The organism is Streptomyces sp. NPDC020597 (assembly GCF_044335095.1).
Classification (GTDB): domain Bacteria; phylum Actinomycetota; class Actinomycetes; order Streptomycetales; family Streptomycetaceae; genus Streptomyces.
On the sequence record NZ_JBIRUL010000015.1, the window covers coordinates 59,680 to 79,544 of the forward strand.

General features: G+C 68.4%; 14 protein-coding genes and 4 pseudogenes. 7 read left to right on the top strand and 11 right to left on the bottom strand.

What is annotated here, in order from left to right; genetic code table 11:
* Nucleotides 1-3 precede the first annotated feature (3 nt).
* From urtD to urtA, 4 genes are all read right to left on the bottom strand, one after another.
* Entirely contained in the window at nt 4-801 is a 798-nt protein-coding gene (urtD, locus tag ACH4ZA_RS24810; protein WP_398431671.1) for an urea ABC transporter ATP-binding protein UrtD, read from the bottom strand.
* On the bottom strand, nt 798-1,925 hold the full coding sequence (gene urtC, locus ACH4ZA_RS24815) for an urea ABC transporter permease subunit UrtC (protein ID WP_398431672.1): 1,128 nt from the start codon (nt 1,923-1,925) through the stop codon (nt 798-800). Before urtC ends, urtD begins: the two co-directional genes overlap by 4 nt.
* A complete protein-coding gene (gene urtB / locus ACH4ZA_RS24820) occupies nt 1,922-2,809 on the bottom strand; it encodes an urea ABC transporter permease subunit UrtB (protein WP_398431673.1) in 888 nt (295 codons plus the stop codon). Before urtB ends, urtC begins: the two co-directional genes overlap by 4 nt.
* Nucleotides 2,810-2,901: 92 nt before the next feature.
* A complete protein-coding gene (urtA, locus tag ACH4ZA_RS24825) occupies nt 2,902-4,155 on the bottom strand; it encodes an urea ABC transporter substrate-binding protein (protein ID WP_319277276.1) in 1,254 nt (417 codons plus the stop codon).
* 403 nt (nt 4,156-4,558) lie between these two features.
* Here urtA and ACH4ZA_RS24830 point away from each other — a divergent pair, with 403 nt between their 5' ends.
* Nucleotides 4,559-5,041, top strand: coding sequence for a MarR family winged helix-turn-helix transcriptional regulator (locus tag ACH4ZA_RS24830; RefSeq protein WP_398431674.1), 483 nt, complete (start codon nt 4,559-4,561; stop codon nt 5,039-5,041).
* Here ACH4ZA_RS24830 and ACH4ZA_RS24835 read toward each other — a convergent pair.
* Together ACH4ZA_RS24835 and ACH4ZA_RS24840 are read right to left on the bottom strand one after the other, a co-directional pair.
* Nucleotides 4,998-6,116: a substrate-binding domain-containing protein gene (locus ACH4ZA_RS24835; RefSeq protein WP_319277278.1), complete on the bottom strand. Its 1,119-nt coding sequence runs from the start codon at nt 6,114-6,116 to the stop codon at nt 4,998-5,000. The genes ACH4ZA_RS24830 and ACH4ZA_RS24835 overlap by 44 nt on opposite strands.
* A gap of 234 nt (nt 6,117-6,350) precedes the next feature.
* Nucleotides 6,351-7,746: pseudogene (locus tag ACH4ZA_RS24840) on the bottom strand (cobaltochelatase subunit CobN); the annotation flags it as partial.
* Here ACH4ZA_RS24840 and cobJ point away from each other — a divergent pair.
* A pseudogene (cobJ, locus tag ACH4ZA_RS24845) lies at nt 7,746-8,425 on the top strand (precorrin-3B C(17)-methyltransferase); the annotation flags it as partial. The pseudogenes ACH4ZA_RS24840 and cobJ sit on opposite strands and share 1 nt — an antisense overlap.
* 6 nt (nt 8,426-8,431) lie before the next feature.
* Here cobJ and ACH4ZA_RS24850 read toward each other — a convergent pair.
* From ACH4ZA_RS24850 to ACH4ZA_RS24870, 5 genes and pseudogenes are all read right to left on the bottom strand, one after another.
* Nucleotides 8,432-9,594 (bottom strand): annotated as a pseudogene (locus ACH4ZA_RS24850) (HoxN/HupN/NixA family nickel/cobalt transporter).
* A gap of 28 nt (nt 9,595-9,622) precedes the next feature.
* Nucleotides 9,623-10,204, bottom strand: coding sequence for a precorrin-6A/cobalt-precorrin-6A reductase (locus ACH4ZA_RS24855; protein ID WP_398431747.1), 582 nt, complete (start codon nt 10,202-10,204; stop codon nt 9,623-9,625).
* Nucleotides 10,184-10,444 (bottom strand): annotated as a pseudogene (locus ACH4ZA_RS24860) (cobalamin biosynthesis bifunctional protein CbiET); the annotation flags it as partial. The pseudogene ACH4ZA_RS24860 and the gene ACH4ZA_RS24855, both read right to left, overlap by 21 nt.
* A gap of 219 nt (nt 10,445-10,663) precedes the next feature.
* Nucleotides 10,664-13,756 carry a DUF1349 domain-containing protein gene (locus ACH4ZA_RS24865; RefSeq protein WP_398431675.1) on the bottom strand — a complete coding sequence of 1,031 codons (3,093 nt, stop codon included), beginning with the start codon at nt 13,754-13,756 and terminating at the stop codon, nt 10,664-10,666.
* A 278-nt stretch (nt 13,757-14,034) separates the two neighbouring features.
* A complete protein-coding gene (locus ACH4ZA_RS24870) occupies nt 14,035-14,802 on the bottom strand; it encodes a FadR/GntR family transcriptional regulator (protein WP_398431676.1) in 768 nt (255 codons plus the stop codon).
* 128 nt (nt 14,803-14,930) lie between these two features.
* On the opposite strand from ACH4ZA_RS24870, the gene ACH4ZA_RS24875 reads away from it, so the two are divergent.
* The 5 genes from ACH4ZA_RS24875 (at nt 14,931) to ACH4ZA_RS24895 (ending at nt 19,831) form a co-directional block, all read left to right on the top strand.
* The gene (locus ACH4ZA_RS24875) at nt 14,931-16,046 is read left to right on the top strand and encodes an enolase C-terminal domain-like protein (protein ID WP_398431677.1); all 1,116 of its coding nucleotides are present in this window, start codon (nt 14,931-14,933) and stop codon (nt 16,044-16,046) included.
* A gap of 91 nt (nt 16,047-16,137) precedes the next feature.
* Nucleotides 16,138-17,502, top strand: coding sequence for an ABC transporter substrate-binding protein (locus ACH4ZA_RS24880; protein WP_398431678.1), 1,365 nt, complete (start codon nt 16,138-16,140; stop codon nt 17,500-17,502).
* A 12-nt stretch (nt 17,503-17,514) separates the two neighbouring features.
* Nucleotides 17,515-18,435, top strand: coding sequence for a carbohydrate ABC transporter permease (locus ACH4ZA_RS24885; RefSeq protein ID WP_398431679.1), 921 nt, complete (start codon nt 17,515-17,517; stop codon nt 18,433-18,435).
* A 77-nt stretch (nt 18,436-18,512) separates the two neighbouring features.
* Nucleotides 18,513-19,397: a carbohydrate ABC transporter permease gene (locus ACH4ZA_RS24890; RefSeq protein WP_398431748.1), complete on the top strand. Its 885-nt coding sequence runs from the start codon at nt 18,513-18,515 to the stop codon at nt 19,395-19,397.
* 95 nt (nt 19,398-19,492) lie between these two features.
* Nucleotides 19,493-19,831: an L-rhamnose mutarotase gene (locus tag ACH4ZA_RS24895; protein ID WP_398431680.1), complete on the top strand. Its 339-nt coding sequence runs from the start codon at nt 19,493-19,495 to the stop codon at nt 19,829-19,831.
* Nucleotides 19,832-19,865 lie beyond the last annotated feature (34 nt).

Genomic DNA, 19,865 nt, shown 5'->3' on the forward strand with positions numbered 1-19,865 from the left:
GTCTCACGCCTCCTCGGCGACGGCCACAGCAGTGGCGGGGGCGGATTCGGGTGCTGGGGATTCCGGTTCGGAGGCACGTCCGAGGTAGACCTCCTGCACGCGGGGGTCGGCCTGGACCTCGGCGACCGAGCCCTCGCTGAGGACCTTGCCCGCGTGCAAGACGCTGACGCTGCGGGCGAAGGAGCGCATGAAGTCCATGTCGTGCTCGATGACGACGACCGTGTGGTCCTCGCTCACCCGTTGCAACAGCTCGCCGGTGGCCTCGCGTTCGTCGTGGCTCATGCCGGCGACGGGCTCGTCGAGGAGGAGGAGCTTCACGTCCTGGACGAGCAGCATGCCGATCTCCAGCCACTGCTTCTGCCCGTGGGCCAGCACCCCGGCGGGGCGGTCGCGCAGCTCGGTGAGTCCGGTGGTCTCCAGGGCCTTCGCGACCGGCTCGGGGATGTCCTTGCGGCGCCGCAGCATCGTCCACACGCCCCGGTCGGCGCCAGCGGCGATGTCGAGGTTCTGCAGGACAGTCAGTTCCTCGAAGACGGTGGCCGTCTGGAACGTACGGCCGATGCCCAGCCGTGCGATCCTCTGCACGGGCTTGCCCAACAGGTCCTGGTCTCCGAAACGGACCGAGCCGGTGGCCTTGGCCAGGCCGGTGATCGCGTCGACCAGAGTGGTCTTGCCGGCGCCGTTCGGGCCGATGAGGAAGCGCAGGTCGCCGGGACGGATGTCCAGGTCGACGCCGTCGACCGCGGTGAACCCGTCGAAGGTGACCCGCAGGTCGCGGACGGTCAGTCCCTCGCCGCTCATGCCGTCTCTCCAGTCGTACGAGTACCGGTACCGGTGCGGCGGCGCCTGCGCAGGACGACACCGAGGGAGGCCAGGCCGCCGGGCAGGAAGCCGACCGCCACGACGAACAGCAGGCCCTGCAGGTACGTCCACGCGGCGGGAAATTCGTCCGAGAGCGTGCTCTGCGCCCAGGCCACGGCGATCGCACCGAGCACCGCCCCCACCAGCGAGGCCCGCCCGCCGACCGCCGCGCCGATGACGAAACCGATGGACGGCACGATCCCGATCAGCGCCGGGGAGATGATGCCCACCACCGGGACGAACAAGGCCCCCGCCAGGCCCGCCATGCCGGCCGCGACGACGTACGCGACGAGCTTGACGTTGGCCGGGTTGTAGCCGAGGAAGCGCACCCGCTCCTCGGAGTCCCGTACGGCGATGAGGAGTTCGCCGTAGCGGCTGACGAACAGCTGGCGGGCCAGCGCCATCAGCAGGAGCAGGACGGCGGCGATGACGAAGTACACCATCCGCTGGTTGACCGGGTCGTCCAGCGAGTAGCCGAAGAAGCCCTGGATGTCGGTGAGGCCGTTGGTGCCGCCGGTGGTCGCCTGCTGGCCGATCAGCCAGATGGACAGGGCGGCGGCCAGGGCCTGGCTGAGGATCGCGAAGTACGCGCCCTTCACGCGGCGTTGGAAGACGAAGAAGCCGAGCACCGCGGCGACGGCCATGGGCAGCAGGACCGTCATAGCCAGCGCGAAGGCAGGGTTGGCGAAGGGCTTCCACCACCAGGGCAGGGCGTCGCCGGTGCCGTAGAGCTGCATGAAGTCGGGGAGGGTGTCGCCGGTGGCGGCGGCGTCGGTGAGCTTGAGGTGCATGGCCATGGCGTAGCCGCCGAGGCCGAAGAAGACACCCTGGCCGAGCACCATGAGTCCGCCCCGGCCCCAGGCGAGGCTGACGCCGACGGCCACGATCGCGTAGCACAGGTACTTCGCGAGGAGCGAGAGCCGAAAGTCGGAGAGGGCGACCGGCGCGACGCCGAGGAGCAGCACGGCGCCCAGGACGAAGCCGCCGGGCACGCGGAGGCGTTCCAGCAGGGGCAGTGAGGGCGTCGTGACGGTGGTCTTCGTGGTCGTCGTGGTCGTCGTCATGCCAGGCTCCGGGTGCGCAGTGTGTACAGGCCCTGGGGTCGCCACTGGAGGAAGGCGACGATCGCCACGAGCACGATGACCTTCGCGACGCTGACCGTCGTCGAGTACTCCAGCACCGACTGGAGGACGCCGAGCGCGAAGGCGGTGATCACGCTGCCCTTGAGCTGCCCGATGCCGCCCACGACGACGACCAGGAAGGCGTCGACGATGTAGTTGGTCCCCATCGTCGGGCCGATCGGGCCGACCAGGGTGAGCGCGACGCCGGCCACGCCCGCGAGTCCCGAGCCGATGAAGAAGGTGATCCGGTCGACCTGGCCGGTGGCGATGCCGGACACCTCCGCGAGGTCCCGGTTCTGGACAACCGCCCGGATGCGACGGCCCAGCGGGGTGAACCGGAGGATCAGCGTGAGAGCGAGGACGCTCAGCAGGGCGAGGCCGAGGATGAACAGCCTGCTGTTGGCGAAGGTGATGCCCCCGCCCAGCGAGATGTTGCCGGTGAGCAGGTCGGGGGCCGCGGTCTGCACGTTGGGGGCGCCGAAGACGTCCCGGGCGAGCTGCTGGAGCATCAGCGAGACGCCCCAGGTGACCAGCAGCGTGTCCAGCGGCCGGACGTAGAGGCGCCGGATGAGCAGCCACTCCAGCAGCACGCCCATGGCTCCGGCGACGAGGAAGGCGACCGGCAGGGCGACGAGCAGAGAGACGCCCGCGCTGCTGATGGACTTCTGGAGGACGTACGTGGTGTAGGCGCCGGCCATGATGAACTCGCCGTGCGCCATGTTGATCACGCCCATCTGACCGAAGGTCAGGGTCAGGCCGAGCGCGATGAGCAGGAGGACGGCACCGATGCTGATGCCGGTGAAGGACTGGTTGAGGATGACCGTCATGAAGCGGCTCCGGGTCGGGGACGGGAGTGCGGGCTTGCCATGGGCGTGACCCGGCCCCGTGACGGGGCCGGGTCCACCGGTGTGGGTGTGGCTCAGGAGAGGCCGGAGGCCCAGGAGTAGCCCTTGAGGTACGGGTCCGGCTTGATCGGCTTGCCGGAGTTCCACACCTCGGTGATGAGGCCGTCGGAGCCGACCTTGCCGATCCTTGCGGTCTTGTAGACGTGCTGGGTGGCGCCGTCGACGGTGACCTTGCCCTCGGGGGCGTCGAGTTCGATGCCGTCCGAGGCGGCCTTCACCTTCGCCACGTCGAAGGAGCCCGCCTTCTCGACCATCGCCTTCCACAGGTAGACGGAGATGTAGGCGGCCTCCATCGGGTCGGAGGTCGGCTTGTCCTTGCCGTACGCAGCCTGGTACGCCGCCACGAACTTGGTGTTCGCGGCGCCCGGGGTGGTCTCGTAGTAGTTCCAGGCGGTCAGCTGGTCTTCCAGGTACTGGGTGCCGATGCTCTTGACCTCCTCCTCCGCGATGGAGACGGAGAGGACCGGCAGGCTCTTCGCGGTCAGGCCCGCGGACTTGTACTCCTTGAAGAAGGCCACGTTGCTGTCGCCGTTGAGGGTGTTGAACACCGCGTCCGCGCCGGCGTCCTTGACCTTGTTGGTGATGGTGCCGAATTCCGTGGAGCCGAGCGGCGCGTAGTCCTCGCCGACGACCTCCATGCCGTTGGCCTTCGCGTACGCCTTGATGATCTTGTTGGCGGTGCGTGGGAAGACGTAGTCGCTGCCGACCAGGTAGAGCTTGGTCAGGCCCTGCTTCTTGAGGTAGTCGAGGGCCGGGACGATCTGCTGGTTGGTGGTCGCGCCGATGTAGAAGATGTACGGCGACTGCTCCAGGCCCTCGTACTGCACGGGGTAGAAGAGCAGCGACTTGTACCGCTCGAAGACCGGCTTGACGGCCTTGCGGCTGGCGGAGGTCCAGCAGCCGAAGGTGGCCACGACCTTGTCGTCGGTGATCAGAGCTTCGGCCTTCTCGGCGAAGGTGGGCCAGTCGGAGGCGCCGTCCTGGCTGATGGGCTTCAGCTTCTTGCCCAGCACACCGCCGGCGGCGTTGATCTCCTTGACCGCGAGCAACAGTGCGTTGTGGACGGTCACTTCACTGATCGCCATCGTGCCCGAGAGCGAGTTCAGCAGACCGACCTTGACCGTGTCGCCGGACGTGTCGGCCTTGGCGCCGGAACCGGTGGACGTGCTGTCGCCCGTCTTGGCGCCGCAGGCGCTGAGGGCGGCGGAAGCGCCGACGGCCGAAATACCGGCCAGGAGACCGCGTCTGCTGATGCTGAGCCCGGACATACAAAACCTCCTTGCCCCGAAGGGCGATGTGAAAGAGCGGAAGAACTCCGACGAGGAGCATCGGGAGGGAATGGATGTGACGCGCTTCAGGGCGGCGGCGTTGACGCACGGGTCCTCAGCCGTTCCGGGGTGACGTCCGGGCTGTTCGCTGAAGTGCGTCCACAGCCTGCGAGGAAACTGTTTCAACCGCGTTTCGGAGCAATTGAGGGATAGTTTCCAGCGGAAGCAAAATAGCGAGTAAAACAAAAGAAGCCGCTACTGGAGACGCCTGCTTGGCGGCGTCTCGGCAACGGCAATTAATGCTTCCTATGGAAAGGATCAGTTTTCCCGGTTCCCCTTGTCAAGCTCCCGGTGATCGACGGTAGGCTCGGGCCCAGCCGACGAGCACGAGTGGAGGAGCACGATGGCGAAACGGCCCCAGGAACTGCTCTACCTGCTGACACGGGCCGAACGCCTCTCCGTGCGCCGAGTGCAGTCCGTACTGGACGAGTTCGACTGCTCGGTGGAGGCGTGGCGGGTCCTCGACCTGCTCTCCGACGGGCAGGGCCACAACATGACGGCCCTCGCCGACCACGCCTTCCTGCCGGCGCCGAGCCTCACCAAGCTGATCGACCAACTCGTCGACCAGAACCTGCTCTACCGCCGCGTCGACCCCACCGACCGGCGTCGCGTCCTGGCCCACCTCACCCCACGGGGCGTGCAGCGTTGGCAGGTGCTGGTCCGTGAAGTGCGGGCAGACTGGGTGGACTTGGAGCAGTCGCTCCCGGACGGGGAGCTGAACGGCCTGCTCGTACGGCTGGCCGAGGCTCTGGAGGGTCGGGACACGACGGGTCCTGCCAAGATCACGACAGGTCGTGGGGAGCGCGCAGTTGGGCGAGCACGTTGAAGTCGAGGCCGTCCGCCTCCGCGAGGTAGATGCGCTGGCGGACGTGACGGTCGTGGAGGTGCAGGAGACCGCGCGGCCCTTCGTAGGAGACGGTCTCGGCGGTGGCCGAGATCGCTGAGACGTCCAGGGTCCGGGCCCGTTCAATGAGCGAGGCGAGCAGCAGCATGCCCTCGTAGCAGGATTCGCCGAGGCTGCCGGGGGCTGGAGCGTCGACGCCGAAGCGGTCGGCGTACTGGCCGTGGAAGTCCAGGGTGTCCTGGTTGGCCAGTGAGGCGAAGAAGCCGGCCGTGCTGAACAGGTCGACGGTCGCCTCCTGGCCGCTGGCCATCAGCATGTTCTCGTCCATCAGGGTGCTCAGCCTGAGGCACCGCTGGTCGAGGCCGGAGGCGGCGAAGGCGCGGTTGAAGCGGACCGCGTCGCTGCCGACCAGGAGCATCAGCACACCGTCCGCGTCCGCGTGCTCGATGCGCCGTAGCACGTCACCGAAGTCCTCGGCGCCCAGCGGCAGGTACGCCTCGCCGCAGACCCTGCCGCCCGGGAACGCACGGGCGTAGCGGCGGGCAGCCCGGGCGGTGCGCCGGGGCCAGACATAGTTGTTGCCGACGACGAACCAGCGCCGCACCCGACGCGACTCGGCGAGCAGCCGCATGGCGGGCAGCAGCTGCCAGTCGGGCGTCTCGCTGGTCATGAAGACGCCGTCGGTCCGCTCCCCGCCCTCATAGAGAGCGGTGTAGACGTACGGCACCAGGTGAGCGATGCGCGGCGCCACCGCCTGCCGGACCGAGGAGATGTGCCAGCCGGTGACACCGTGCACCGCGCCGGCCGCCACCAGGGCCTCGACCTCCTCGGCGACCTTGTGCGGCTCGGCGCCGCCGTCGACCTCCAGCAGCTTCAGCTCCTTGCCCAGTACCCCACCGGCCTTGTTGATCTCCTCGGCGGCCAGCCGCGCGCACGCCTCACAGGCGGGACCGAAGATCCCGGCAGGCCCCTGCATCGGGTACACGAGCGCGACGTTCAGGGTCGAATCGTCGGCCGTGAACCACTCGGGGATGTGGAGGCTGAGCGGCCGGCGCATGGCCACATGATTGCCCGAAGGCGATCCGCACCCAAGCACCGGCAGGGATCGAGACCGATTTGTAGGGATGAGGGGGCGGGCCCGCAACTCGGCAGGGGCGCGGGGCGGCATCCGCGGATTCGGACGTGTCAGGCAAGACGGGCCCCGCGCCCGCGTCCCAGTTTCACCCAGCACCCATCTTTCTGCAAGAGCTCTGCTATTGCGAACTACATGCAATAAGGCTGGGGGGCCTCCTCACTCGCCGCCCTTCAGGTCGCCCTCCGTCTCCAGGTACACCTGCCGCAGCTCCTCCAGCACCGCAGGATCGGGCTTGGCCCCACATCCCCCGCGACTCCGCCTCCAGCAGCCGCTCGGCGATGCCGTGCAGGGCCCAGGGGTTGGCCTGCTGGAGGAACTCCCGGTTGGTCGGGTCCAGGACATAGGTCTCCGTGAGCTTGTCGTACATCCAGTCGGCGATCACGCCCGTCGTGGCGTCGTAGCCGAACAGGTAGTCCACCGTCGCCGCGACTTCGAAGGCGCCCTTGTAGCCGTGGCGGCGCATCGCCTCGATCCACCTGGGGTTCACGACGCGGGCACGGAAGACGCGGGAGGTCTCCTCGACGAGGGTGCGGGTGCGGACCGTCTCGGGGCGGGTGGAGTCGCCGATGTACGCCTCGGGAACGGTGCCGCGCAGCGCGCGGACGGTGGCGACCATGCCGCCGTGGTACTGGAAGTAGTCGTCCGAGTCGGCGATGTCGTGCTCACGGGTGTCGGTGTTCTTCGCGGCGATCGCGATCCGCTTGTACGCCGTCTCCATCTCGCCTCGCACCGGGCGGCCGTCGAGTTCGCGACCGTAGGCGTAGCCGCCCCAGACCGTGTAGACCTCGCCGAGGTCGGCGTCCGTGCGCCAGTCTCGGGAGTCGATGAGCTGGAGGAGACCCGCGCCGTAGGTGCCGGGGCGGGAGCCGAAGATTCGGGTCGTGGCGCGGCGTTCGTCGCCGGGGTCCGCGAGGTCGGCCCGGACGTGGGCCCTGACGTGGTTGGCCTCGGCGGGTTCGTCCAGCGACGCCGCGAGCCGTACGGCGTCGTCGAGGAGGCCGATGGTGTGCGGGAAGGCGTCGCGGAAGAAGCCGGAGATGCGCAGGGTGACGTCGATGCGGGGGCGGCCCAGTTCCTCGTGCGGAACGGCCTCGATGCCCGTGACCCGGCGGGAGGCGTCGTCCCAGACGGGGCGGACGCCCAGCAGGGCCAGGGCCTCGGCCACGTCGTCGCCCGCGGTGCGTATCGCGCTGGTGCCCCAGAGGGAGAGGCCGACCGAGGTGGGCCAGTCGCCGTTGTCCGTGCGGTACCGCGCCAACAGGGAGTCGGCGAGAGCCTGTCCGGTCTCCCAGGCGAGGCGGGAGGGGACGGCCTTGGGGTCGACGGAGTAGAAGTTGCGGCCGGTCGGCAGGACGTTGACCAGACCGCGCAGCGGCGAGCCGGAAGGCCCGGCGGGAACGAAGCCGCCGTTCAGGGCGTGCAGGACGTGGGCGATCTCCGCGGTGGTGGCCGCCAGGCGCGGGACGACCTCGCGGGCGGCGAACTCCAGGATCGCGGCGACCTGTTCGCCGTGCTCGGTGGGGACGGCGGCCGGGTCCCAGCCGGCGTCCTCGGGGCGCGCTCGCCGCAGCCGACGACCTCGTCGGCTACACGACCTACCTCGACCGGGTGCCGCAGCGGGCCGGTCAGTCCCGGCACGGATCGGACAACCGGGTCGAGGCCGAGCGCGCCGAGTTCGCGCTCCAGCCGGCCCGGCGGGGACGGCGGGTGGCCGTCGTCTCCGGCGGCGACCCGGGGGTGTTCGCGAGGGCGACGGCCGTCCTGGAGGTCGCCTCGCAGAAGGAGTACGCGGACGTGCCGGTGCGGGTGCTGCCGGGGGTGACCGCCGCCAACGCGGCCGCCGCCCGCGCGGGCGCACCGCTCGGCCACGATTACGCCACCATCTCCCTCTCCGACCGGCTCAAGCCGTGGGAGGTGATCGTCGATCGGCTGCGCGCCGCCGCCTCGGCGGACCTGATGCTGGCCCTGTACAACCCGGGCTCGCACAGCCGCACCTGGCAGGTCGGCAAGGCCCGCGAGCTGCTCCTGGGGCACCGGACACGCCGGTCGTGGTCGCGCGGGATGTGGGCGGCTCCGGCGAGCGGGTCCGGATCGTGCGGCTGGCGGACCTGGACCCGGACGAGGTCGACATGCGCACGATCCTGCTCGTCGGATCGTCACAGACCCACGTCGTACGGCGGGGGAACGGCGAGAAGCTCGTCTGGACGCCTCGCCGCTATCCCGACGTGTGAGGCGCCCTACTCGACTCCCGTGTCGGCGGGGACCGGCCCCTGTGCCAGGCCCGCCGTCCACTTCTCCTCGATACGGCCGACCTTCCACACCAGCAGGGCCACCGCCCAGGTCGCGAAGAACAGCCCGACGATGACGTACCCGATGATGTTCAGGTCCAGCCCGGACACCCAGTCCCAGAAAGCGCCGTGCAGCCCCGCCTTCTCCGCGATCAGACCCAGCAGTTCCACCGTGCCGATGATGAGCGCGACGGCGACGGACAGGCCGGTGATGGTGAGGTTGTAGTAGACCTTGCGGACCGGCTTGGAGAAGGCCCAGCCGTAGGCGAAGTCATGAACGAGCCGTCGATGGTGTCGAGCAGCGACATGCCGGCGGCGAACAGGATCGGCAGGCAGAGGATCGCGTACCAGGGCAGGCCGGAGGCCGCGCCCGAGCCGGCGAGTACCAGGAGCGCGATCTCGGTCGCGGTGTCGAAGCCGAGGCCGAAGAGCAGGCCCAGGGGATACATCTGCCACGGCTTGGTGATCGACTTCATCAGGCGGCCCAGCAGCCGGTTCATGAAGCCGCGGTTGTTGAGCTGCTCCTCCAGGGCGGCCTCGTCGAAGTGGCCGGAGCGCATCTGCCGGAAGACCTTCCAGATCCCGACCATGATCACAAGGTTGATGATCGCGATGACGTAGAGGAACGTTCCGGAGACGGTCGTACCGACCCAGCCGGTGACGCTGTGCAGGGTGGAGTCGTCGTTCTCCACCGGGCCCGCCAGCGTCTTCACGCCGAGGGAGAGCAGGAAGGCCAGCGCGAAGACGATCGAGGAGTGGCCGAGGGAGAACCAGAAGCCGACGGACAGTGGCCGTTGCCCCTCGTTCATGAGCTTGCGGGTGGTGTTGTCGATGGCGGCGATGTGGTCGGCGTCGAAGGCGTGCCGCATGCCGAGCGTGTAGGCGGTCACCCCGATGCCGATGCCGAAGGTCTTGGTGCCCAGGCTGTAGTGCTCGGGCGCGACGATCGCCACCAGGGTGAACCAGCCGATGACGTGCAGCGCCAGGATGAACGCGGCCATCCCGCCGACGCTCGCCCATTCCTTGCGGGTCATCGACGTGCTTATGCGATGCCATCTCGGAGATTGATTGTTTTCAGCCACACTCCTGAGCTTGCTGCAAAGAGGTTGCAAGTAAAACTGAAGTGCGGCAAAGCCCGGGTCAGGTTTCAGCCAGCACCCGGAAAAGCGTGCTGGTCGCGCGCGGTCTGATCCATCGCAGTGCCTGCTCCGGTTCGCCCAGCACCTGCACGCCCTCGGGAACCGACGGTCTGCGCACCACGACCACCGGCAGGCCGGCCTCTCGGGCGGCGGTCAGCTTGGGGGCGGTGGCCGCTCCCCCGCTGTCCTTGGTGACGACGACGTCGATCCGGTGGCGGCGCGGCAGCTCTCGCTCCCCGTCGAGCGTGAAAGGCCCGCGATCGAGCAGCACCTCCATGCGGGACGGGGCCTGCGCCTCGGGCGCGTCGACGGACCGGACGAGGAACCACAGATCGTCCAGGGCGGCGAAAGCGGCCAGCCCCATGCGCCCGGTGGTGAGGAACATCCGCCGACCGAGCAAGGGCAGCAGGACGGCGGCCTCCTCCAGGCAACCGGCCTCGTGCCAGACGTCGCCCGCCTCCGGGACCCAGCGGGGGCGGCGCAGCGCGAGCAGGGGAACACGGGCAGTGGCGGCGGCCTTCGCCACGTTGAAGCCGATGGTCCCGGCGAAAGGGTGGGTGGCGTCGATGAGGGCGCGTCCGATGCCGTAGAACATGGGGTCGCCGCTGGCCAGTACGGCGATCCGGCGGCCGGCATGCGCGGCCGGGAGTCCGGGGACCGCGGGCCGCAGCGGCGAGGGCCAGGGGATCCGCTGCCCCGCACACTACGGCGGCAGCAGGTCCAGTTGGCGCGGGCCGCCGATGAGGACCTCGGCGTCGAGCAGGACGGCACGGGAGGCGTTCGGGACACCTTCCCAGTCGGCTCCGATCCCGACGACGGTCACAGCGGTGCTCCCCGCAACGGGTCCAATGACGCCCTGCGGCAGAGGTTGGCCGGCTCGGCGTGAGCGCGTCGCAGCGGCGGCAGCGTTCGGGCGACGGAGCGCCAACCAGGTACCCAACTGGCCACCCTTCATGTGGACATGACGAACCTCCGTGTGCCGGTGAGAAGGCCGCACCGGCACACAGAGCTCGTTTCGGAGATCGTGACCCGGACCGCTTCGTCAGCTGACGGAGAACTGGCTGAAGTTGGTGGTGCCGATGGTTCCGGCGTGGGCCGTGGAGAACATGCCCGCGTCCTCGGTGCTGTTCGCCCCGGTCAGTGTCGCAGTGCCGACAGTGGTCCAGGTGGTGCCGTCGGCGGAGTAGGAGCCCGTGACCGACGTGCCGCTCCTGACCAGGCGGAGCCAGACAGGCGCGACGGTGGCGCTTCCGGTCTTGATGGTGTTGGCGTCGAGGTAGCCGTCACCGTTGGAGTCCGACGACAGGGCGATTCCGTTGCCGGGGGTTGTGGCGAGGACGAGGTACCCGGCGGACGAGCCGGCGGAGGCGATGTTGTTGCGCAGCATCAGGCCGGCTTTGGCCCAGCTGTTGGTCTTGTCCTGACTGGCGACGCGGACGGTGACGGTCGAGGATGTTCCGGCGGACCCCGTCTGGTAGGCGGCCGAATACTCGTCGTCGTATGCCGTGCCGGAGCGCCATACGTCGATGCCCGCGCTGGTCAGGGAGGTCACTCCGCCGCTTTGGCTGACGGCGGCCGGAGTCGAACTGTAAGCCCCGAAGGGAGAGGTGACGATCTGCAGGTTGCTGAATGTCGCGCTGCCGGCGGTGGTGCTGTGGGCCGTGTGGATGACACCGGCGTCCTGGGTGGTCGCCATGGACGGCAGGGTCACCGTCGAGCCGACCTGGGTGAAGGTGGATCCGTCGGTGGAGTAGTAGGCGGACACCGTGGTGGCGGTGCGGGTGAGCCGCACCCAGACCGGCGCTTTGACGGCGGAAGCCGTGGAGGTGAGCTGGTCGAGGTAGCCGTCGGCGTTGGAGTCCCACTGGAAGTTGACGCCGTTGCTCGGGGTCGCCGTGACGACCGTGTATCCGGCGGAAGAGCCTTTGCCCGTGAGGTCGTTGCGCAGGACGACGCCGGCTTTGGCCCAGCCGTTGCTGTTGTCCAGGTTGTCGACCCGGGCGGTCACCGAGGTCCCGTTGGCGGCCGCCCCGTTTCGGAAGACGGTGCCATAGGCGTCGTCGTGCTGTCCGCCGGCGCCCCAGATGTCCGCGCCCGCGTCGGTGATGGTGAAGCGGCCGCTGCTCTGGCCGGTGTTGGCCGGAGTGGAGGAGTAGGCGCTGTAGGGCGAGTTGACGGGGTCGGTGGTCAGCGGACGGTACACCGGCTGGATGCCGGCGCTGTCCATGACCGTCTTGGCACCTGACGGCCAGTTGCCGTTGCTGACGACGACGGTGCCGCTCACCACGTCACCGCGGCCGTTGGTGTTGGTGATGTTCGCGGAACTGTTGTTCGTCCAGTTGTCGGTGAGGGTCAGGGCGCCGGTGTTGTTGGTCGAGCTGGCGTTCTCGTGGCCCCAGCTGCCGGTGTTGCGGAAGACGTTGTTGGTGTCCGTGAAGTTCCGGGAGCCCTCGTCGTGGTAGAAGCCGAAGTAGCCGTTGTTGCTGTGGCAGTAGTTGCGTTCGAAGGTGCTGCCCGGTGACGCCGACAGGGTGTACATGCAGCCGCCGTCGGTCATCTGCTGCATGATGTCGTGGATGTAGTTGTCGGTGACGTGATTGTTGGCGGCGGTGGTCGCCGTCGTGTAGGTGGGCTGGTAGTTGTACAGGCCCCGGTTGACGTAGTCCTGGCTGCCGCCGATGTCGTTGACGCCCCAGCCGTAGCCGATGGTGAGGCCGGAGTAGGGCAGGTTGTACACCTCGTTGTGCGCGACGGTCGCGCCGTTCACGTAGGTGACGAGGATGGCCGACATGTCGCGGTATTCCAGCGCGACGTCGTGGATGAGGTTGTTGCTCAGCGTGATGTTCCGGTTGGTCATCCGGCTGTCACCGGGGTGGTGCGCGTCCGCCTGAAGACCGCCGACGACGATGCCGCCGCCCGCGTCCTGGGTGAAGACGTTGCCGGTCGCGGTGACGGTGTCGGCGCCGAGACCCACGCCGGTGGTGTGGGCGTTGGCGTCGTTGCCGATACCGAGGCCGCTCTGCCCGAGCTGGGTGAACCGGTTACCGGTGAACGTGATGTGGTCGGCGGCCGAGACCTGCACGGCGGAGGGCATCTGCTCCCAGTGAGGACGTGTTGCTTCGAAGAGCTGGCAGCCGCTCTGGCAGGAGGTCAGTGCGTCCGACGGGCGGTCCCAGGTGCCGGTGAGGTAGGCGCCGGTCTGCTGGCTGGCGTAGCCGTGGGTGGTGGGGTCCAGCCAGCTGGTGCCCGAGAACTGAAGCCCTGAGAAGGCGATGTGGGTGGCGGGTGAGGAGTAGGTCCCCCCGACGTTGATGATCGACTGCAGCTTCGGCACCTCGACGTCGGCCGTGCTCATGTCCTGCCCGGAGAGCGGCTTGTAGTACAGGGTGCCGGTGGTGGTGTCGAGGTACCACTCGCCAGCCGCGTCGAGGAGCTCGTAGGCGTTCTCGATGTAGAGAGGGCCGGACCGGAAGGGACTCGTGAGCGTGTCGTAGCCGAACGTGTTGTTGTTCCACGAAGGCTGGGCCATCGTGATGGTGCCGCTGCTGATGCCGGTCACCGGCGCATAGCGGTCGGTGAAGGATCCGATGCCGTGGATCTCGGCCCGGCCGGGCTGGGCAAGGCTGTTGAGGTAGCTCAGCGAGCTGTTGGTGAACGTGTAGCCGCTGTTGGTCGCGGTCAAGTAGGAGCGGGTGAGCGCGGTGCGGGCCCGGGTGGCCAGGACGCCGTCTACGGACAGATGGCGCGTGTCGAAGCCGGTGCCGACGTTGGTCTTCCAGATGTTCTTGGCCGAGTCCTGCACGGTCCAGCCGGTGGCCTTCTGCGCTCCGGTGATGACGGGATGGGCGCCCAGCGCGGCCTTCCAGTTCACCGTGTAGCCGCCGGTGCCGGAGTCCGCCGAGGTGAAGGTGAGCGGCGCGGAGAGCCGGTAGGTGCCGTCGGCGAGCTCGACGGTGATGTCGGCCGTCATGGAGCCGTTGATCGCCCGCACGTTGGTCTTGGCCTGGGTGATGGAGCAGGGCTGGCTCGCGGAGCAGGCGGTGCCGGAGCCGCTCGGCGCGGCGTAGAGCGTCGTGCCGGCCGCGAAGGCCGGTCCGGCCTGGACGAGGACCGCGGCGGTTGAGGCGGTGAGCACGGCGGCTGTGGCCAGCCATGATCTGAGCCGGTTGGGAACCGAGGGACGAATGCGGGTTGTTCGCACGTGACACCTTCCGGGTGGTTCAGGGAGCCTGTGGTGCCCAACGCGGGGCGGGGAGAGCCCAGAGGCACAGGAGGGGAAGGGAAATAGGGCTGTAACATTAGACGTCATATGAATTTCGTCAAGAGATCGCGCACAGAGATGGCCGGAGTCCGGGCCCGGGCATGCGAACGCCCCCGGCCAGTGGGCGCGGGGGCGAGACGGGCGGAGTGCCCTCAGGAGACGGGGGAACTCACATTCGGCAAGCGGCGGCGGCTCCACGCGGTCTGGATGTGTGCCGTCATGGCCTGCGCGGCCCCCTCGGAGTCCCGGGCCAGCAGCCGCTCGGCGACCGCGCGGTGCTCCGCATTGGCCCGCTCGCACGCGGTCGCGTCCGGAGTGCCGTTGTAGAGGTACGTCGTGCGCGCCTGGGCGTGCAGGATCCGGATGATGGAACGCCCGAGCCTGTTGCGGGATGCCTGCATGATCCGGTCGTGGAAGACCACATCGGTCTCGATGAAGCGTGCCGGGACGGTGGCCTCCTCGTCGAGCTGGGCGAGCAGCCGCTCGATGGCGCGCAGGTCGTCGTCGGTGGCCAGCTCCGCGGCCTGTGCTGTCATCTGGGCTTCCAGCGTCGAGCGGATGTCGACCAGCTGGTCGAGGACGACGAGCTGGTCGTCGTGCTGGACGGTGGCGGCGAGCACGACGGGGTCGAGGAGGTTCCATTCCTCGGGCGGGGTCACGGTGGTGCCGGAACCCTGCCGTGCGAGGACAAGCCCTTTGGCCTCCAGGGACTTGACCGCCTCGCGGATGGTGATGCGGCTGACGCCGAACGTCTCGCAGAGCTCGGGTTCGACCGGCAGGGTCGATCCGGGAGGAATGGCGCCCGACACGATCGCGTCGGTAAGGCTTTCCATGACGGCCTGAGCCAACCGGGCCGGGCGCTTGGGCCAGGGCTTGAGAACGGCCGGCTTCTCTGCTCTGCCGACGTTGTCCTTGGCCATGCGGACCCCCTTGCTGCTGCGGATGACGGCGAGTCTACTGGGCGGAACTTCTTGACAGCATTCGTATGACGACTTACGTTACACGAAAATTTCGCAGCAGTACTTCCCGCTCCCAAGGAGTGCAAGCCGTGCACATCACCGCAGTCGAATGCCACCCGGTCCGGGTGCCGGGAGCCAGCCCGTCCTTCGTCTGGCGGGACGGACTCCTGGGCAGCCCGGCCGACGGTGAGGCCGCTGTGCTGCGCATCCGCACGGACGACGGGGCCGAGGGGGTGGCAATGGCCCCCCGGCGGGGCAGCGGGGTCATCCTGGCGGACCTGCTGAACCGGGTGCTCCGCAATGAGCTGGTGGGGCAGGATCCCCTGCAACGGGAATGGCTCTGGCACCGCATGTGGGAGCTGGACCGCACGGAGGAGCTACCGCTCTACCTGCTGGGACTGGTCGACACGGCGCTGTGGGACCTGGCCGGACGGCTCGCCGACCGGCCCACGTGGCAGATGCTCGGCGGCTACCGCACCTCCATACCGGCGTACGCCTCCACCGTCACGTACTCCTCGGTCGAGGAGTACCTGGACATCGCCGACCAGGCCCTGGAGCTCGGCTACCCCGCCATCAAGCTCCATGCCTGGGGTGATGCCCGCCGCGACGCCCGCCTGTCGGTGGCACTGCGCGAGCATGTGGGCGACGACGTCCCGCTGATGTTCGACGGGTCTGCGGGTTTCGACCTCCCCGACGCCATTCATCTCGGGCACGCCCTCTCGGACGCCGGCTACCTCTGGTACGAGGAGCCGATGAGGGAGTTCAGCGTCACCGCGTACAAGCGCCTCGCCGACGCCGTGGCCGTTCCCCTCCTCGTGGCCGAGACCTCCGACGGGGCGCACATGAACTCGGCCGACTTCATCCAGGCCGGCGCCGCCACCTTCGGAGTCCGCGCCTCCACCCAGCTGCGCGGCGGCTTCACCGGCGCCATGCGCACCGCCCACCTCGCCGACGCCTACCGGCTGCGCGCCGAGGTGCACGGGCCGGAGATCCCCAACCGGCACCTGTGCATGGCCATCTCGAACACCACCTACTACGAGTCACTGGTCATGGGCAATCCCATCAGCCGTGAAAGCGGCATCGACGCCCATGGCCTCGTTCACGCTCCCACCGGTCCGGGCGTCGCCCTCCCGGCGGGGTTGGATTACCCTCCCGCCCTCCAGTCATTTGTCGACAAGGAGACCGTCACCCCACCCCGGGCATGACGACCGGAACCCCAGACCCGACCGCCCGTCCCCAACCGAACGCGGCGCCCCTCACCGCAGTGCGCCACTTTTCCAAGATCCGAGGTCAGTCATGAACAACGACGTTCCGGTTTCCTCCCGCCGACCGCTCAGACACACCGCCGTCGCCGCCCTGGGCGCCGTCTCCCTGCTCGCGCTCGCTGCCTGCGGCAGCGCGGACCCCACCCCCACGACGGCTCCTTCCCCGGCGGCCTTCAAGCCCGTCGCCCAGGAGAAGGGCAGTGAGATCACGGTCTGGGCCGACGCCACCCGCGTGCCGGGCGTGCAGGCGTACCAGAAGACGCACCCGGACGTGAAGCTGAAGATCGTCACGTACAGCGGGGACGCCAACGGCGCCAACGACCTGCAGACCAAGGTCCAGCTGTTCGACCGCTCCGGCAGCGGGTGGCCCGACGTCGCCTTCAGCGCCAACGTCAACGACGGCACCTGGGCATCCCAGGGCAAGACCCCTTATGCCGCTCCCGTCGACAAGGGCCTGGTCCCGCTGTCGACCCTGAACGGCTTCGCGCACGGCGCGCTGAACCCGTGCAAGGCCAACGGCAGCACCTACTGTCTGCGCAACGACCTGGCGCAGAACGTGCTCTGGTACAACAAGGAGCTCATGGGCAAGTGGGGCTACTCCGTCCCGACCACCTGGGAGGACTACCAGGCTCTCGGTGAGCGGGTCGCCAAGGAACACCCCGGATACCTGGTCGGAACCGCCGGGGACGCCTGGACGCCCGAGGTCTACTTCTGGGCGAGCCAGTGCACCGCCAGCACCACGACCGGCGCCAAGAAGGTCACCGTGGACCTGCACGACTCCAAGTGCACCCGGATGGCCAAGCTGCTCGACAGCCTGATCGCCAAGGGATCGGTCGCCAAGGACACCGTCTTCAGCGCCGGCTTCATCAAGAACCAGGCGAGCAAGGTCCTCATGCTCCCCGGCCCGTCCTGGTTCGGCCAGGTGCTCTTCAACTCCACGTTCAAGATCCCCGCGGGCAAGATCGCCGCTGCTTCGCCGCTGAAGTTCGAGGGTGACGCCAAGAACTACACCGGCAACGTCGGCGGCGGCCTGTGGTTCGTCTCCTCGCACAGCAAGAACCTCAAGGCCGCTTCCGACCTGGCGACCTGGATGACGACCTCCGACGACTACCAGGCAACCGCCGGCACGTATCCCGCGTACAAGCCGGCGGCCACCACATGGCTCGTCAACCAGCGCAGCACCGGCTACTTCGCCAACGACATCAGCCCCGTCTTCGAGGAAGCCGCGGAACTGATCTGGCCCGGCTGGTCCGCCACCCAGTACAGCCAGGAGGCGATCTACTCCTCCACCGTGATCCCGGCCCTGAACTCCGGCAAGACCCTCACCGACACCTTGGACACGTGGCAGACGGCCATCACCGACAAGGCCAAGTCCCTCGGATACACCGTCAACTAGCGAAGCGGACCGATGACCACCCACCCCGCAACGGAGCGGAGCGGCCGCCGCGGCGGCCGCTCGGCCCGCAACCCGGTCGGACGCGCCGGATACGCCTTCGTCTCCGGCTACGTCCTTCTCCTCCTCGCCTTCGGCGTCCTGCCCACCGGTTACGCGGTATGGCTGGCGCTGTCCAACTCCCGCAACCAACTCGTCGGAATCGGCAACTTCACCCGGACGTTCGCCGACTACCGCTTCGGACCGGCCTTCCTCCACATCGGCCTGTACCTGGTGGTGTGGCTGGCCAGCCTGATGATCCTGGTGGTGCTGCTCTCGCTGATGCTGCACGGCCGCATGCGCAGGACCTCCACCAGCCTGCGGTTCCTGTTCTACCTGCCGGGCGCCCTCGCCGGAGTGGCGAGCGTACTGCTCTTCCTGATCCTCCTCGACCCGGCCGCCAGTCCCGTCGGCTGGCTGCTGAAGAGCTTCGGCTGGAACAGCCTCGCCCAGGTCAACGCCCCAGGTCACCTGCCGGTGCTCTTCACCGTCATTGCCTTCTGGACCGGGGCCGGCGGCTGGATCGTGGTCATGTACGGCGCGCTCAACAGCATCCCCGACGAAATCCTCGAGGCCGCTCGCATCGACGGCGCCAGCACGCTCCAGATCGCCCTTCGCATCCAGATCCCCATGATCACCAAGTGGATCGCCTACATGCTGATCCTGGCCTTCGCGGCCGGCACCCAGCTCTTCGTCGAGCCGCAACTGGTCTCCCTCGCCAGCTGGGGCATGATCCCCGACAGCTGGTCACCGAACCAGCTCTCCTACCAGTACGCCTTCCAGGCAGGCGACTTCAACGGCGCGGCGGCGCTCTCCGTCGACCTCCTCATCCTGGGCCTCGCCTGCGCGGTGCTCGTCGTCTTCCGCACCGGCCTGTTCGACAGGGACACAGGATGACCACAGCTCCCACCACCACAGCCCGCCGAACCCCGCCGGGCCACCGGGCCGACGACCGCACCAGCCCGAGGAAACCCATGCGCCGGACGCGCCGCCCACGCTCACTGGCCGCTCGGCTGACCTGGCTCATCGTCATGGGCCTGTTCACACTGTTTTTCTGCGTACCGGTGGCGTGGCTCCTGCTGGCCACGACCAAGACCGACAGCCAGATCGTGCGGGACAACCCGTTCTCGTTCGGCTCGCTCGGCAAAGTCGCCGACGCCTGGCACCACCTGTACGCATTCCAGGACGGCGCCATCCTCACCTGGCTGCAGAACTCGGCGCTCTACACATTCGGCGCACTGGCCATCACCCTGGTGACGTCGATCCCCGCCGGGTACGCGCTGGCCCTCACCCAGTTCATCGGGCGCCGGATGCTGCTGACCATCACCATGCTCGTGATGCTCATGCCGACGGCCGCGATGGTGCTGCCCCTGTACCTGGGGATGAACGCCGTGCACCTGGACGGCACGATCTGGTCGGTGATCCTGCCCTTCTCCTTCTTCCCGTTCGGGGTCTACCTCACCTACATCTACTTCTCCTCCAACGTCCCATCCGACCTGCTGTCCGCCGCACGGATCGACGGCTGCTCGGAATGGCAGGTCTTCCGTCTCATCGCGATGCCGCTCGCCAAGCCCGTGATCGCCCTGGTCGGCTTCTTCAACTTCGTCGGCAACTGGAACAACTTCTTCCTGCCGTTCGTGATGCTGCCCGACAGCTCCCAGTATCCGGCGCAGGTGGGGCTGAACAACCTGCTCGCCGCCTCCCCGCTGTTCAACACCTCCAGCGGCACGGGAAACCAGATCATGCGGCCCGAACTGGCCCTCGCCACCCTCGTGACCATCGTGCCGGTCCTGATCGTCTTCCTCTTCTCCCAGCGAGCCCTGGTGGCCGGCATGCTCGCCGGCGCGACAAAGGAGTGAGGCGGCGGCCACTCCCCTGGCGCCGCCCCGTATCCAACCGGCGTTCCGCAGCGGGCTGCCCGGCAACGCCGACCATCCTTACCGGAAGGAACCTGATGAAGCGGGTTGCCCAGACGGTCCGCCTGCGGCCCGAGCACCGTGAGGAGTATCTACGCCTGCACTCCGCGGTCTGGCCGGGCGTCGAGGCCGCGCTGCGGGCCGCGAACATCCGCAACTACAGCATCTTCCTGCGCGAGGACACTCTGTTCGCCTACTTCGAGTACCACGGCGACGACTTCGAGGCCGACATGGCCACCATCGCCGCCGACCCCACCACCCAGGCCTGGTGGAAGCTCACCGACCCCTGCCAGGAGTCCTGGGCCGACACCGGCACCGGGGGCACATGGTCGGACCTGAACGAGATCTGGCATCTGAGTGAGTCCGGCACACCGTGACGGTCTGCCCCTGACCCCCGTCCCTCGCCCGAGC